11 protein-coding genes and 1 other RNA gene are annotated in these 14,893 nt (G+C 64.4%); 4 read left to right on the top strand and 8 right to left on the bottom strand.

Annotated elements, in window-relative coordinates; all coding sequences use genetic code 11:
- The first annotated feature begins 57 nt into the window (after positions 1–57).
- Positions 58–1,746 (top strand): FAD-dependent monooxygenase, encoded by a 1,689-nt coding sequence (locus AB3X98_RS07205; RefSeq protein ID WP_342948567.1) that lies wholly within the window; start codon positions 58–60, stop codon positions 1,744–1,746.
- A gap of 46 nt (positions 1,747–1,792) precedes the next feature.
- On the opposite strand, the gene AB3X98_RS07200 is transcribed toward AB3X98_RS07205, so the two are convergent.
- The 4 genes from AB3X98_RS07200 to AB3X98_RS07185 are packed head-to-tail and all read right to left on the bottom strand — an operon-like array spanning position 1,793 to position 7,067.
- Positions 1,793–2,032: a formate dehydrogenase subunit delta gene (locus AB3X98_RS07200; protein WP_042260984.1), complete on the bottom strand. Its 240-nt coding sequence runs from the start codon at positions 2,030–2,032 to the stop codon at positions 1,793–1,795.
- 4 nt (positions 2,033–2,036) lie between these two features.
- Positions 2,037–4,973, bottom strand: coding sequence for a formate dehydrogenase subunit alpha (gene fdhF / locus AB3X98_RS07195; RefSeq protein WP_368605535.1), 2,937 nt, complete (start codon positions 4,971–4,973; stop codon positions 2,037–2,039).
- Positions 4,974–4,986: 13 nt separating this feature from the next.
- Positions 4,987–6,558, bottom strand: a complete 1,572-nt coding sequence (locus tag AB3X98_RS07190; protein ID WP_368605534.1) for a formate dehydrogenase beta subunit — start codon at positions 6,556–6,558, stop codon at positions 4,987–4,989.
- Entirely contained in the window at positions 6,555–7,067 is a 513-nt protein-coding gene (locus AB3X98_RS07185) for an NAD(P)H-dependent oxidoreductase subunit E (RefSeq protein WP_069262945.1), read from the bottom strand. The genes AB3X98_RS07190 and AB3X98_RS07185 overlap by 4 nt, the downstream gene beginning before the upstream one ends.
- A gap of 130 nt (positions 7,068–7,197) precedes the next feature.
- On the opposite strand from AB3X98_RS07185, the gene AB3X98_RS07180 reads away from it, so the two are divergent.
- Positions 7,198–8,295 (top strand): substrate-binding domain-containing protein, encoded by a 1,098-nt coding sequence (locus tag AB3X98_RS07180; protein WP_069262648.1) that lies wholly within the window; start codon positions 7,198–7,200, stop codon positions 8,293–8,295.
- Positions 8,296–8,407: 112 nt separating this feature from the next.
- Entirely contained in the window at positions 8,408–8,674 is a 267-nt protein-coding gene (locus tag AB3X98_RS07175; RefSeq protein WP_069262647.1) for a hypothetical protein, read from the top strand.
- Between the two features lie 187 nt (positions 8,675–8,861).
- Here the strand turns inward: AB3X98_RS07175 and ssrA are convergent.
- From ssrA to ompA, 4 genes are all read right to left on the bottom strand, one after another.
- Positions 8,862–9,231, bottom strand: a transfer-messenger RNA (tmRNA) gene (ssrA, locus tag AB3X98_RS07170).
- Positions 9,232–9,334: 103 nt separating this feature from the next.
- Complete coding sequence (locus AB3X98_RS07165; protein WP_368605533.1) at positions 9,335–10,057, bottom strand: HAD-IA family hydrolase; 723 nt, start codon at positions 10,055–10,057, stop codon at positions 9,335–9,337.
- An 86-nt stretch (positions 10,058–10,143) separates the two neighbouring features.
- Positions 10,144–10,842, bottom strand: a complete 699-nt coding sequence (gene ubiG / locus AB3X98_RS07160) for a bifunctional 2-polyprenyl-6-hydroxyphenol methylase/3-demethylubiquinol 3-O-methyltransferase UbiG (protein ID WP_069262645.1) — start codon at positions 10,840–10,842, stop codon at positions 10,144–10,146.
- Between the two features lie 214 nt (positions 10,843–11,056).
- On the bottom strand, positions 11,057–11,701 hold the full coding sequence (ompA, locus tag AB3X98_RS07155) for an outer membrane protein OmpA (RefSeq protein ID WP_042260999.1): 645 nt from the start codon (positions 11,699–11,701) through the stop codon (positions 11,057–11,059).
- Between the two features lie 562 nt (positions 11,702–12,263).
- Between ompA and gyrA the strand changes: the two genes are divergently transcribed.
- Positions 12,264–14,873, top strand: a complete 2,610-nt coding sequence (gene gyrA, locus AB3X98_RS07150; RefSeq protein WP_083245119.1) for a DNA gyrase subunit A — start codon at positions 12,264–12,266, stop codon at positions 14,871–14,873.
- Positions 14,874–14,893: the final 20 nt, after the last annotated feature.

The following is a 14,893-nucleotide window of genomic DNA, read 5'->3' as shown; positions in this document are numbered from 1 at the left end:
AAGCCTGTTGTTCATGTGAGCAGGCCCTTGTATCGTGTCGAGCGCATGGAGGTCTGCATGGCCGTGGCTTCTTCTCTCGCGCCCGTGCTCATCGTGGGCGCGGGACCCACCGGGCTCGCCGCCGCGATGAGTCTTGCGCGCGCGCATATCCCCGTGCGGCTGATCGATCGCGCGCCGCAGCCCGGACGCCACTCGCGGGCGATCGGCATTCAGGCGCGCACGCTCGAGCTGTTCGAGCAGCATCGCATCGTCGAGCCGTTTCTCGAACTCGGCCACCGCGCCCATATTGCGAATCTCTATTCGAACGGTCAGCGCCGCGCGCGGCTCGACTTCGATCCGCTCTTCACGCGCTATCCCTATCTGCTCTTCATTGAACAGACGGTTACCGAACGCATCCTCGGCGGGCATCTCGCGACGCTCGGCGTGGAGATCGAGCGCGGCTGCGAACTGCTGGAGTACACCCAGGGCTCGGCCGGCGCGAGCGCGGAAGTGCGCCGCCCGGACGGGCGCGTCGAGTCGGTGCGCTGCGCTTACGTGATCGCTGCCGACGGCGCGCATAGCACCGTGCGCCATCGCCTCGACATGAAGTTCGACGGCGAGACGATGGCGCAGTCGTTCCTGCTCGCCGACCTGAGCGCGAGCACGCCCTGGTCCGACGACGAGTTCCACATCTTCGCCTCGGGCGACGGTCTCGCCGCGCTCTTTCCGTTCGGCCACGGCCGTTACCGCCTGATCGCCGATCACAAGGCCATGCTGCCCGCCGCGCCCGAAGGCACGATCCCCGTGCCCACGCTGGAAGAATGCCGCGACATCATCCTGCAGCGCGTGCACCATCCGGTGTCGGTCTCGGACATGAGCTGGGCTTCGTACTTCAGCGTGAACAGCCGCATGGTGCGGCAGCTGCGCGTCGAGCGCACCTTCTTTGCCGGCGACGCCGCACACGTGCACAGCCCCGCCGGCGCGCAGGGCTTGAACACCGGCATCCAGGAAGCCTTCAATCTGGGCTGGAAGATCGCGCGCGTGCACGCGCGCGGCGCGCCCGAGCGCCTGCTCGACACCTATCATGCGGAGCGTTATCCGATCGAGCGGCTCGTGCTGCAGCAGACGAGCTTCATGACGCAACTGGTGGAAGCCGATCACGGCCCGCTCAAGCTGCTGCGCGAGCGCGTGATGCCGGCGCTCGTCGCGCTCGGGCCGCTGCGCGACGCGGCGCGCCAGGCGGTGAGCGAGCTGTCGATCCAGTACCGCCGCAGCCCGCTCACGCTCGAGCGCGTGCTGGACGGCGGCCCTCGCGCGGGCGAGCGCGCCCCGGATGCATTCGTGCGCGTGGTGAACGGTCCGCTTGGCAAGGCGCCGGGCAAGGGGCGCATCTTCGATCTGCACGACCCAGCGTGCTTTTCGTTGTTCCTGCTGGTGGAGGGCGACGCCGACGCGGCAGCGGCGAAAAACGGTGCAGAGGTGAGCGCAATGCTCAAGCGTCTTGCCGAAGCCGTCGAGCGGCTGTTTCCGCAGGCGCTGCGAGTGTGGTGGATCGCCGATCTCGCCAATGGCGAGACGCCGCTGGCGGGCGAGGGCGCGGCAACGCTCACCGAATCGTACGGGCGCACGCGGCCCGCGTTTTATCTGATGCGGCCCGACGGCTATATCGGCGCGCGGGGGCGTCCCGCGTCGGACCTCAATGCCCTGCTGCGCCACTGCGAGACGTGGTACGCGGCTGCGGGCTTTGCCCAGGCGCCGGCGGTCTGAACCGCGCGGCGCCGTGCGTCTCATGTGACGGGCCGGCTGGCCCCGCTCAAGCCGCCGCGGGCGTCAGCGCCTCGCGATGCTTCGTGAGCGAGGCGAGCACGATCTCCGTGAAGCCCGCTTGTTCGCCTTCGCCATCGAGCGCCGCGAGCAGCGTGCGGCGCATACGCGGCTCCCAGAACTTGCGGATGTGCTCCGCGATGCCCGTGAGCGCTTCCTCGCGATCGGGCAGCGAGTCGAAGAACATGCCTATCTGGTTCGCCATTTCGATCAAGTGATCCGCTTTCATCGCTTTATTTCCCTGAGGTTGTAAGCGGTTCGCGCTTGCTGAGCAGCTCGAGCTGGGTGGTGTTGAAGCGCGAGTATTCGCGCTGCCACTCCGAAGGCTGCTGCACGTGGCTGACCTGCACGGCCGTCACCTTGTACTCGGGGCAGTTCGTGGCCCAGTCCGAGGCATCCGTGGTGATGACGTTCGCGCCCGACTCGGGGAAGTGGAACGTCGTATAGACCACGCCCGGCTGCATGCGCGTGCTGACTTGCGCGCGCAGCACCGTATGGCCCGCGCGCGATTCGATCCCCACCCAGTCGCCGTCGCGGATGCCGCGGTCTTCGGCGTCCACCGGATGGATCTCGAGGCGGTCCTCCTCGTGCCAGCGCGAGTTCTCGGTGCGGCGGGTTTGCGCGCCCACGTTGTACTGCGAGAGGATGCGGCCCGTCGTGAGCAGGAGCGGGAAGCGGCGCGTGACCTTCTCCGGCGAGGCGATGAACTTCGTGATGACGAATTTGCCCTTGCCGCGCACGAACTCGTCGATGTGCATGATCGGGGTGCCTTCGGGCGCATCTTCGTTGCACGGCCACTGGATGCTGCCCATCTCGTCGATCTTCTCGTACGAGACGCCGTGGAACGTTGGCGTGAGGCGCGCGATCTCGTCCATGATCTGCGACGGATGCGTGTAGTCCATCTCGTAGCCGAGCGCACGCGAGAGCAGGATCGTCACTTCCCAGTCCGAGTAGCCGGCGATCGGCGGCATGACCTTGCGCACGCGCGAGATGCGGCGCTCGGCGTTGGTGAACGTGCCGTCCTTTTCGAGGAACGACGAGCCCGGCAGCAGCACGTGCGCGTACTTCGCCGTCTCGTTCAGGAAGATGTCCTGCACGACGATGCATTCCATCGACGAAAGCGCCGCCGCCACGTGCTGCGTGTTCGGGTCGGACTGAACGATGTCCTCGCCCTGGCAGTAGAGGCCCATGAAGGTGCCGTCGAGCGCCGCTTCGAACATGTTCGGAATGCGCAGGCCCGGCTCGCTTTGCAGCGCGACGTTCCAGGCCGCCTCGAACTCGCCGCGCACGATCGAATCGCCCACGTGGCGGTAGCCCGGCAGCTCGTGCGGGAACGAACCCATATCGCACGAACCCTGCACGTTGTTCTGGCCGCGCAGCGGATTCACGCCCACGCCTTCGCGGCCGATGTTGCCCGTGGCCATCGCGAGGTTGGCGATGCCCATCACCATCGTCGAGCCTTGTGCGTGTTCCGTGACGCCGAGGCCGTAGTAGATCGCCGAATTGCCTTGCTGCGCATAGAGGCGCGCGGCGGCGCGCACCTGCTCGGCGGGCACGCCGGTCACTTCGGCCATCGTTTCGGGCGAGTTTTCGGGCAGCGAGACGAAATCGCGCCATTGCTCGAACGCGCGCGTCTCGCAGCGCTCCGCCACGAACGACTCGTTGACGAGCCCTTCGGTCACGATCACGTGCGCGATCGAGTTGATCATCGCGACGTTGGTGCCCGGGCGCAGTTGCAGGTGATGCTCGGCCTTCACGTGCGCGGTATCGACGATGTCGATGCGGCGCGGATCGACGACGATGAGCTTCGCGCCCTGACGCACGCGGCGCTTCAGACGCGAGCCAAACACCGGATGGCCGTCGGTGGGGTTCGCGCCGATCACGATAATCACGTCGGAGTGATCGACCGAAGCGAAGGTCTGCGTACCCGCCGATTCGCCGAGCGTGGTCTTGAGACCGTAGCCCGTTGGCGAGTGGCACACGCGTGCACAGGTATCGACGTTGTTGTTGCCGAACGCGGCGCGCACGAGCTTCTGCACGAGGTAGGTTTCCTCGTTCGTGCAGCGCGACGACGTGATGCCGCCGATCGAATCGCGCCCGTGCTTCGCCTGGATGCGGCGGAACTCGCTCGCGGCGTAGTTGATCGCTTCGTCCCAGCTCACTTCGCGCCACGGATCGGTGATCTTCGCGCGGATCATCGGCTTCTTGATGCGGTCCTTGTGTGTAGCGTAGCCCCACGCGAAGCGGCCCTTCACGCAGGCATGGCCTTCGTTCGCCTGGCCGTTCTTGTGCGGGACCATGCGCACGACTTCATTGCCCTTCATCTCGGCCTTGAACGAGCAGCCCACGCCGCAATAGGCGCAGGTCGTCACGACCGAGTGCTCGGCCTGGCCCAGCATCACGACGGTCTTTTCCTGCAGCGTCGCGGTCGGGCACGCGGCGACGCAGGCGCCGCACGACACGCATTCCGAGTCCATGAACGATTCGCTCGCGCCGGCGGCGACGCGCGATTCGAAGCCGCGCCCGGCGATGGTCAGCGCGAACGTGCCTTGCGTCTCTTCACAGGCGCGCACGCAACGATTGCAGACGATGCACTTCGACGGGTCATACGTGAAGTACGGATTCGATTCGTCCTTCTTGTCCTTCAGGTGATTCGCGCCGTCAAAGCCGTAGCGCACTTCGCGCAGGCCCGTCACGCCGGCCATGTCCTGCAGCTCGCAGTCGCCATTGGCGGGGCAGGTGAGGCAGTCGAGCGGATGATCGGAGATGTACAGCTCCATCACGTTGCGGCGCAGCTTCTGCAGCTGGTTGCTTTGCGTGCGCACCTTCATGCCCGCTTCGACGGGCGTCGTGCACGAAGCGGGATAGCCGCGACGGCCTTCGATTTCCACGAGACACAGACGGCACGAACCGAACGGTTCGAGCGAGTCGGTGGCGCAGAGCTTCGGCACGTTGATGCCGGCCTCGATCGAGGCGCGCATCACCGACGTGCCGGCCGGCACGGTGACGGACTGGCCGTCGATCTCGAGCGTGACGTCCACGTCGGCGTGAACGAGCGGCGTGCCGAAATCGGTATCGTCGAAGGGCGAGCGTTGCTTCTTTGCCTGGGACTTGCAGGCGCAATTGCCGGAACCGCAACCACCGGCTTGGGACATGAGCGTGTCGGACATGGTGGTTCCTCGTTCAGGCGGCCGCCGGTTGCTGGCCTGCTTGTTGGGCGACGGGTTCGAGACCGAAATCTTCAGGGAAATGGTTGAGTGCGGAGATCACGGGGTAGGGCGTCATGCCGCCCATCGCGCACAGCGAGCCGGACACCATCGTGTCGCACAGGTCGCGCAGCAGCGTGACCTGCTTTTCGGACGTGTCGCCCTTGCGGATCTTCGCGATTACCTCGACGCCGCGCGTCGAGCCGATGCGGCACGGCGTGCACTTGCCGCACGATTCGAGCGTGCAGAACTCCATCGCGTACTGGGCGAGTTCGGCGAGATTCGACGTGTCGTCGTGCACGACCAGGCCGCCGTGGCCCACGACCGCGCCAACGGCCGCATACGCTTCATAGTCCATGGGAATGTCCCACTGGCTTTCGGGCAGATAGGTGCCGAGCGGGCCGCCCACCTGCACCGCACGTGCCGGACGGCCGCTGGCGGTGCCCCCGCCGTAGTCGACCATCAGCTCGCGCAGCGTCACGCCGAACGCAAGCTCCACGAGCCCGCCGCGCGCGATATTGCCCGCGAGCTGAAACGGCAGCGTGCCGCGCGAGCGGCCCATGCCGAAGTCCTTGTAGAACGCCGCGCCCTTCGCGAAGATGATGGGCACCGTGGCGAGCGTGATGACGTTGTTGATGACCGTGGGCTTGCCGTACAGGCCGGCGAGCGCGGGCAGCGGCGGCTTGGCGCGCACGATGCCGCGCTTGCCCTCGAGCGACTCGAGCAGCGCCGTTTCCTCGCCGCATACGTAGGCGCCCGCACCCTTGGCCACGAACAGTTCGAAGCGCTTGCCGCTGCCGAGCACGTCGTCGCCGAGCCAGCCGGCAGCACGTGCGCGGCGAATGGCTTCTTCGAGCGCTTCGATCGAATGCGGATACTCGCTGCGCACGTAGATATGGCCCACGGTCGCGCCCACCGCGATGCCCGCGATCGTCATGCCCTCGATCAGCACGTACGGATCGCTTTCCATGACGAGGCGGTCGGAGAACGTGCCCGAATCACCTTCGTCTGCATTGCAGACGATGTACTTCTGGTCGGCATGCGCGTTCGCAACCGTGCGCCACTTGATGCCGGCCGGGAACGCCGCGCCGCCGCGGCCGCGCAGGCCCGACTCGAGCAGCGCTTCGCAGATATCGGCGCCGGTCATCTTCAACGCATTGCGCAATCCTTCGAGGCCGCCGTGGGCGACGTAGTCGTCGGTGGAAAGCGGGTCGGTGATGCCGATGCGCACGAACGTGAGGCGCTGCTGCTTGCGCAGATACGGAATTTGCTCGACGAGGCCGACGCTGCGTGCGTGCTGGCCGCCTTGCAGGAAGCCGGCGTCGAAGAGTGCGCCGACTTCATCGGGTTCGACGTTCGCATAGCCTACGCGGCCATCGGGCGTTTCGATTTCGACGAGCGGTTCGAGATAAAGCAGGCCGCGCGAGCCGTTGCGCACGAGTTCGATGCTCGCGCCGCGCGCGGCGGCTTCGCGTTCGATGGCCTCGGCGATGGCATCCGCGCCGAGCGCAAGCGCCGAGGAGTCACGGGGAACGTAGACGCGAGTCATGCGGCCTCCTCGGTGCGCACGGTCGCGAGCGCGGCTGCGTAGAGCTTGTCGAACTTCTGCGGGGTCACTTTTGCGTGCAGCGTGCCGTTAATCATCATGGTGGGCGAGAGCGCGCATTGCCCGAGGCAATAGACGGATTCGAGCGCGACCGGGCCTTCGTGCGCGTGCGCGTGTTCGGCGTCGTGGCCGTGCTGTCGGAAGCGGCAGCCGGTATGCGACTCGACGTGCTGCGCGAGCGCCTCGCTGCCCATGCTGCGGCAGGCCTCGGCGCGGCACAGCTGAACCGTGACCGGCGCGGGCGGCGCAGTGCGGAAGTGGTGATAGTAGGTGATCACGCCGTGGACCTCGGCGCGCGAGAGATTCAGCGCCTTCGAGAGCGGCACGACCGTGGACGGCGGCACGAAGCCGACTTCGTCCTGGATCGCATGCAGGATCGCAAGCAGCGTGCGGCCTGGTTGTGCGTGACGCAGGACGAGATCGTCCGGCGCGCTAACAGCTGTCTCTTCCATCATGGGGCTTCTCCTGGGCATATATGCACTTGTTATTCATAAAGTGTGCATCTATGCTGCGGTTGTCTTGTTGTCTGACCGAACAATAGGCCCGTGGAAAGGCAGACGCAATAGGAAGGAAAATTTCATAATGATCAAGGTCGAGTGCCATGCGCAGCTAGTCGTGCGCGACGCGGACGGCCGCGAGGCAAGCCTGACGGACGTTGTGCCGTTGCTTGCGCTCGTCGCCGAGGAAGGAAGCATTGCGCAGGCCGCGCAGCGTAAGGGTTTGTCCTATCGCCATGCGTGGGGCGTTTTGCGTGAAGTCGAGGAGCGCCTGGGGGGCGCGTTGATCGCGAAAGCGCGTGGCCGCGGCTCCGTTCTCTCCGAATTGGGCGAGGCTGTGCTGCGCTCCCAGCGCCTGTGCGGGGAGCGGCTGCAGGGTAACCTCGAGGCGCTGGCCAGTGAAGTGGCGAGCGACCTGAACCGCTGGCTCGCGCCCGACGCCCAGGATCTGCGCATCCATGCTTCGCACGGCTACGCGGTGGCGGCGCTCGTGACGGCGCTCGTCGCCGACCAGGTGCCCGTGGAGATCAAGTACCGCGACAGCGTCGATGCGATCACGGCGCTCGCGCGCGGCGAATGCGATCTTGCCGGCTTTCATCTACCGCGCGGCGATTTTCGGGCCGCCTGCGCCAACGCCTACCGGAGCTGGCTCGACCCGCAGCGGCACGTGCTCATCCATCTCACGCAGCGCAAGCAGGGACTCTTCGTCGGGCGCGGCAACCCAAAGCAGATCACAGGTCTCGCCGACCTCGCGCGCGGCGATATCCGTTTCGTGAACCGGCCACCGGGCTCGGGCACGCGCATGCTGATCGATCTGCTGCTCACGCGTATCGGCGTCGATCCTGAGCGCGTGAACGGTTATGCGTCGTCGGAACTCACGCATTCGGCGATCGCCGCATTTGTGGCGAGCGGAATGGCCGACGTGGGCTTCGGCGTTGCGCCGGCGGCGCACCATTTCGGGCTCGATTTCATTGAAATCGCCGACGAAGACTACTATTTCGCGTGTGATCGCGGCCACCTCGCGCACGAGCCGCTGGCGACCGTGCTCGGTTTGCTGCGCGGTGCGGGGTTCCGCGCATCCGTTGCGCAACTGGAGGGATACGATCCGGCGTCGTGCGGCGACGTGTTGGAACTCGAAGCCGCATGGGGCGGGCCGCTCGAGGGCGAGGCGCGGCCGTTGTAACAGAAGGCAATGGAATGGTCGGACTATGCTGCAGACTGAGGCGCTTTTTGTGATACTTTCAGTTTGTATTCGCTCTCACGTTTCAGATGCGCGCCCGTCGCGCCGATCGACCATGAAATTTGTCCTCAAAGTTGGTGCCGCGGCCGCAACGGCGGCAGTGTTGTTTGCTACGTTCAACGTTGCCTTTGCGCAGAATTCGCCGGGCGTGCCTGGCGGTATTCTGAGCGATCAGTTCAAGTTTAACGAGCATCCGCAGATGCAGTTCGCCGCTTCGGCGCCGTCGGCCAAGTATCAGCATGGCAAGCCGACTGCCGCACGCAAGCGTGGCGATCTGGGTGATCAGAACGGCTGTAATCTGCAGTGCCCGCAGGACAATTGATGATCACGGGGCGCACGCGAAAGTTGCGCCGCTTGTGGAGCAAAGAAAAACTCGCGAGGCCTGAACGGGCCGTCGCGAGTTTTTTTGTTTGCGACTGGCTAGAGTGAGGACTGCAGCAAGCAAAAAGCCCCGACAGCCTTGCGGCGCCGGGGCTCGAGTCCGTTCGTCGTGGACGAAAGGAAAAATCTGGTGGAGCCGGCGGGAATCGAACCCGCGTCCAGAAGCAGTCCATAACCAGTTCTACATGCGTAGTTCTGTCGTTTGATTTAACCGGAGCGACGCGGACGAACACGCTGCGCTACGGCGATTCACTGGATTTTCGACCTTGGCGTCGTGACGCCACCAAGGCTTAACTGACGTAAATGACCTCTGGCGGTATTGCTACCGGTCTTGCGACGCTAGCCCGTCAGTGAGCCAGGCAGAGGACGGCGGCCCTTAGGCTGCCAGTGCGAACGTATCGTCGTTTGCAGTTACGTTTTTCCCATTGATTAACGAGGTGACGGGTCCTCGGCATGCCCTGATTACTTCATAACCCCTGTCGAAACCAGGTCGGCCCCAGAGGATGGAACAATTATCCCATAGTTCGCCATATGAGGCGAACCGTGCCCGGTTCAAGGGCGCGCGGGGCTCTTCGCGATCAAAAGCCGCTGCAGCACCGCCTCAGGCCCCCTTGCCGATGTGCTGAAGCAGGGCGAACAGTGCCGCCGTGGTGTCCGCGACATATTGCGCGTCCCACTGCGAGGGCGGTACGTCGTTGCCGCAGTAGCCGTAGGCGGCGGCGATCGTCGCCATGCCCGCCGCGGCGCCCGCCTGCACGTCGCGCAGATCGTCGCCGACATAGACCACGCGCTGCGGCGCGATGCCGAGCGCCTCGGCCGCGTGCAGCAATGGCGCCGGATGCGGCTTGGAATAGGGCGTCGTATCGCCGCTCACCACGCAGCTAGCGCGCGTGTCCAGATGCATCAGTTTCACGAGCGGCTCGGTGAGACGGGCGACCTTGTTGGTCACGATGCCCCAGCGCACGCCGCGTGCGTCGAGGTCGTCGAGCACCGCATCGATACCGGCGAAGAGCGCCGTCTCGATGCGCAGATTCGCCTCGTAGTTGGCGAGAAACTCCTCGCGCATGGCGGCGAACTCGCGATCGTCGGGGCCGATCCCGAACGCGCCGCCAATCAGGCCGCGTGCGCCCGCCGAAGCGAGCGGACGCAGCTTCTCGAGCGGCGTGGGCACGAGACCGCGCGCGTGGCGCATCTGGTTGACGGCGGCGGCGAGGTCGGGGGCCGTATCGGCAAGCGTGCCGTCGAAGTCGAACAGCACGGCGTCGCAGGCGGCAAGCGCTGCGGCGCTCTCCGCGGCAGGTTGGGCGTTCGTGGGTGAATTCATGTCTGGAAGCGATGGCGCGGCGCGCCGGTGTGCAGGGAATGCCGCCGGAGCAGGGTGATCCGGCGGCGCCGCTCGCGCAAGAGCCGTCAGGCGCCGCGCCGGCAAGCGATCATGTAATTGACGCTGGAATCGTTCGACAGCGCGAAGTGCCGCGTGAGCGGGTTATACGTGATGCCCTTGATCTCGGCGACGTGCATGCCGGCGTCACGCACGAACGCGGCAAGCTCCGAGGGGCGGATGAAGCGCGCGTAGTCGTGCGTGCCCTTGGGCAGCATCTGCGCGATGTATTCCGCGCCGATCACGGCGAGAAGATACGACTTCACGTTGCGATTGAGCGTCGAAAAGAACACCCAGCCGCCGGGCTTCACCAGCGTTGCGCAGGCCTTCACGACTTCGGCGGGCTGCGGCACGTGTTCGAGCATTTCCATGCAGGTCACGACGTCGAACGACGCCGGTTCGCGCGCGGCGATCGCTTCGGCTGCGATCAGCTCGTAGTCCACCGTCACGCCGCTCTCGAGGCTATGCAGGTCGGCCACGCCGAGCGCCTCGCGCGACAGGTCGATGCCTTTTACGGTTGCGCCGAGTCCCGCCATCGATTCGGAAAGGATGCCGCCGCCGCAGCCGATGTCGAGCACGCGCCTGGAAGGCAGATGCGCATGGCTGTCTATCCAGGCGAGGCGAATGGGGTTGAGTTCGTGCAGCGGCTTGAATTCGGCGTTCGGGTCCCACCAGCGATGAGCGAGATCGCTGAATTTCTGCAGCTCGTGGGGATCGGCATTCGTCATGTCGTGGCAGCCTGAAGCGCGGTGCGGGTCGGAAAGAATAAGCCCAGAGTATACAGGCGGGTGCACAGGGCAGCAAAATGCCGCGCCGTGCCGTCAGGCTTTCCGGAACGATGACGCCGCGCGCAGACAGGCGAAATGAAAGAAGGATAAAGCGCGGGATAAAAAAAGCCCCGCCGAAGCGGGGCTTTTGAGACTTGCGGTCGAGCGCTCGCGATTACTGCTTTTGCGTGCCGACGACTTCGACTTCCACGCGACGGTCCGGTGCGAGGCAGGCGATGAGAGCCTTGCGGTTCTTCTGGTTGCAGCCCGTCGTAACCGGGTTGCGCTTGCCCTTGCCTTCCGTGTAAATACGCTCTGCCGGAACGCCCTTGCTGACGAGGTACGACTTGACGGCTTGCGCACGGCGCAGCGACAGACGGTCGTTGTAGGCGACCGAGCCGATACGGTCGGTGTAGCCCGTCGCGACGACGACTTCGAGGTTCAGAGCCTGGATCTTGCTTGCCAGGTCGTCCAGCTTTTCCTTACCAGCCGGCTTCAGGATGGCCTTGTCGAAGTCGAACAGGGCGTCAGCCTGGTACGTGATCTTCTGGCTGGTGATGGCCGGCGGCGGAGGAGCGACCGGCGGCTGCGGTGCCTGGGCGACCAGGGCGCCATCGCACTTGGCGTTGGCGGTGGCCGGCGTCCAGAATGCATCGCGCCAGCAAAGCTCGTTCGTGCCGTTCATCCACACGTATTCGCCGGTACCATTCACCCAGTTGTCATTGACGGCTTGTCGCGACGCCGGCACCGATTGTGCCTGAGCGGATGCAGCCACAACTGCGGTAGCTGCAATGAACGCGAGCTTTGAAAGTTTATTCATATTTCTCCTCTCGAAATTGAGATTACCGCAGGTTTACTGCGAGCCATATGACGAAGACAAGTCATACATTGCTCGAAGTATAACATTGGCAAGTTGTGGGGAACGCTTTGCGTTGTGTAGACTTCGAGCAGTGTCTAACTTTGTGCGTTGGCATTTTGCCATATCGTTCCCCTCCGACGATAAAAAAAATCCGCCCCTTTCACTGCTGCTGGTCGAACGTGGTACGCCCGCAACAAAAAAGTTCCCTTAATTTTACCTGGTATTGCGCCTGGGTAGCGGGAGCGTCACACATTGTCATCCAAATCAGTGGCGATGCATCTGATTCCGGTTCGCACTGCGGCGTTTGCGCCACGCTCAAGGCGCTTTTGAGCCCTTCGGCTTCACTCCTCTAATAGGTATACGCAGGCGGCGGGCGAGGGTGTCGTGCATGGTAGAATCGCGTGATGCGCTGCGTCCGCGGCGTCCATGCGACAGCTGGGCGTCCCGCGGTGACTGCGGCGACCTCCGCTCTACAGTTGGGGCGAGGCGCTAGCACACCGCGTGCCCAAATAAGACATCGATAATGGATCAATTCGCCAAAGAGACTCTGCCAATCTCCCTCGAGGAGGAAATGCGCCGCTCGTATCTCGATTACGCGATGAGCGTGATCGTCGGGCGAGCACTTCCGGATGTTCGTGACGGCCTGAAGCCTGTCCACCGGCGCGTGCTCTATGCAATGCACGAGCTGAATAACGACTGGAACCGCGCTTACAAGAAGTCGGCGCGTATCGTCGGCGACGTCATCGGTAAGTACCACCCCCACGGCGACACGGCTGTCTACGACACGATCGTGCGGATGGCGCAGAACTTCTCCCTGCGCTACATGCTCGTCGACGGCCAGGGTAACTTCGGCTCCATCGACGGCGACAACGCCGCCGCCATGCGATACACCGAAATCCGCATGGCGAAGATCGGCCACGAGCTGCTGGCCGACATCGACAAGGAAACGGTCGACTTCGGGCCGAACTACGACGGCAGCGAGAGCGAGCCGCAGATCCTGCCGGCGCGCATCCCGAACCTGCTCATCAACGGTTCGTCGGGTATCGCGGTCGGCATGGCCACGAACATTCCGCCGCACAATCTCAACGAAGTCGTCGACGCTTGCCAGCATCTGCTGAAAACCCCGCAGGCAACGATTGACGAGCTGATCGAGATCATTCCCGCACCCGATTTCCCGACCGCCGGCATTATTTATGGCGTCGCCGGCGTGCGCGACGGCTATCGCACCGGCCGCGGCCGCGTCGTGATGCGCGCGGCTACGCACTTCGAGGAAATTGATCGCGGTCAACGCATGGCGATCATCGTCGACGAACTGCCGTATCAGGTGAACAAGCGTTCGCTGCTCGAACGCATTGCCGAGCTCGTCAACGAGAAGAAGCTCGAAGGCATCTCCGATATTCGCGACGAATCGGACAAGAGCGGCATGCGTGTCGTGATCGAGCTCAAGCGCGGCGAAGTGCCCGAGGTCATCCTCAACAATCTGTACAAGGCGACGCAGCTGCAGGACACGTTCGGCATGAACATGGTCGCGCTGGTGGACAACCAGCCGAAGCTGCTGAACCTGAAGGAAATGCTCGAGCATTTCCTCTCGCATCGCCGCGAAGTGCTCACGCGTCGCACGGTGTACGAGCTGCGCAAGGCGCGCGAACGCGGCCACGTGCTCGAAGGTCTCGCCGTTGCGCTCGCGAACATCGATGATTTCATCGAGCTCATCAAGGCCGCGCCCACGCCGCCCATCGCGAAGCAGGAGTTGATGAATCGCTCGTGGGATTCGTCGCTCGTGCGCGAGATGCTCACGCGCGCGGAGCAGGACAATGCGGCGGCAGGCGGGCGCGAAGCCTACCGTCCGGAAGGGCTGAACCCGCAATATGGTATGCAGGCCGACGGCCTCTACCGTCTGTCCGACACGCAGGCGCAGGAAATCCTGCAAATGCGCCTCCAGCGCCTGACCGGCCTGGAGCAGGACAAGATCATCGGCGAGTACCGTGAAGTGATGGCGCAGATCGCCGACCTGCTCGACATCCTTGCGCGCCCTGAGCGCGTAACTGTCATGATCTCCGACGAACTCACCTCGATCAAGAGCGAATTCGGCGACGCCCGCCGCTCGAAGATCGAGATGAACGCCACTGAGCTCAACACCGAAGACCTGATCACGCCGCAGGACATGGTCGTGACCATGTCGCACGCCGGTTATGTGAAATCGCAGCCGTTGTCGGAATATCGTGCCCAAAAGCGCGGAGGTCGCGGCAAGCAGGCGACTTCGATGAAGGACGACGACTGGATCGACACGCTCTTCATTGCCAACACGCACGACCACATCCTGTGCTTCTCGAATCGCGGCCGCGTGTACTGGGTGAAGGTGTATGAGGTGCCGCAGGGTTCGCGCAACTCGCGCGGCCGTCCGATCGTCAACATGTTCCCGCTGCAGGACGGCGAGAAGATCACGGTCGTGCTGCCGGTCAAGGAGTTCTCGGCCGACAAGTTCGTTTTCATGGCCACGGCGCTCGGCACGGTAAAGAAGACGCCGCTAGAAGCCTTTAGCCGCCCGTTGCGCAAGGGTATTATTGCGGTCGGTCTGGACGACGGCGACTACCTGATCGGCGCCGCGATCACCGACGGCGAACACGACGTCATGCTGTTCTCCGACGCCGGCAAGGCGGTGCGCTTCGACGAGAACGACGTGCGTCCGATGGGCCGCGAAGCGCGCGGCGTGCGCGGCATGCAGCTCGAAGACAATCAGCAGGTCATCGCGCTCCTCGTGGCGGGCGACGAGCAGCAGTCGGTGCTCACCGCGACCGAGAACGGTTATGGCAAGCGCACCCCGATCACGGAGTACACGCGCCACGGCCGCGGCACGAAGGGCATGATCGCGATCCAGACGTCGGAGCGCAACGGCAAGGTGGTTGCGGCCACACTCGTCGACTCCGAAGCGCAGATCATGCTGATCACCACCACGGGCGTTTTGATTCGCACCCGCGTGTCGGAAATTCGCGAAATGGGCCGTGCAACGCAAGGTGTTACACTCATCAGCCTTGACGAAGGTACGAAGCTTTCCGGGCTGCAGCAGGTCGCCGAAGCGGACGCAGAAGTGGACGCCGAAGGTGAGGGCGAACCGGGCGAAGGCGAAGAGTGATGCGTCATCCTGGCCCGCAC

It is taken from the genome of Paraburkholderia sp. BR14312, from assembly GCF_040948675.1.
Lineage (GTDB): Bacteria > Pseudomonadota > Gammaproteobacteria > Burkholderiales > Burkholderiaceae > Paraburkholderia > Paraburkholderia nodosa_A.
The sequence above is the reverse complement of the archived record's forward strand: the minus strand, read 5'-3'. Positions and strand labels throughout refer to the sequence as shown.

Bases quoted from the DNA above. Each gene is read 5' to 3' on its own strand.
- AB3X98_RS07205 (WP_342948567.1), top strand. From the start codon at position 58: ATGGCCGTGGCTTCTTCTCTCGCGCCCGTGCTCATCGTGGGCGCGGGA.
- AB3X98_RS07200 (WP_042260984.1), bottom strand. From the start codon at position 2,032: ATGAAAGCGGATCACTTGATCGAAATGGCGAACCAGATAGGCATGTTC.
- fdhF (WP_368605535.1), bottom strand. From the start codon at position 4,973: ATGTCCGACACGCTCATGTCCCAAGCCGGTGGTTGCGGTTCCGGCAAT.
- AB3X98_RS07190 (WP_368605534.1), bottom strand. From the start codon at position 6,558: ATGACTCGCGTCTACGTTCCCCGTGACTCCTCGGCGCTTGCGCTCGGC.
- AB3X98_RS07185 (WP_069262945.1), bottom strand. From the start codon at position 7,067: ATGGAAGAGACAGCTGTTAGCGCGCCGGACGATCTCGTCCTGCGTCAC.
- AB3X98_RS07180 (WP_069262648.1), top strand. From the start codon at position 7,198: ATGATCAAGGTCGAGTGCCATGCGCAGCTAGTCGTGCGCGACGCGGAC.
- AB3X98_RS07175 (WP_069262647.1), top strand. From the start codon at position 8,408: ATGAAATTTGTCCTCAAAGTTGGTGCCGCGGCCGCAACGGCGGCAGTG.
- AB3X98_RS07165 (WP_368605533.1), bottom strand. From the start codon at position 10,057: ATGAATTCACCCACGAACGCCCAACCTGCCGCGGAGAGCGCCGCAGCG.
- ubiG (WP_069262645.1), bottom strand. From the start codon at position 10,842: ATGACGAATGCCGATCCCCACGAGCTGCAGAAATTCAGCGATCTCGCT.
- ompA (WP_042260999.1), bottom strand. From the start codon at position 11,701: ATGAATAAACTTTCAAAGCTCGCGTTCATTGCAGCTACCGCAGTTGTG.
- gyrA (WP_083245119.1), top strand. From the start codon at position 12,264: ATGGATCAATTCGCCAAAGAGACTCTGCCAATCTCCCTCGAGGAGGAA.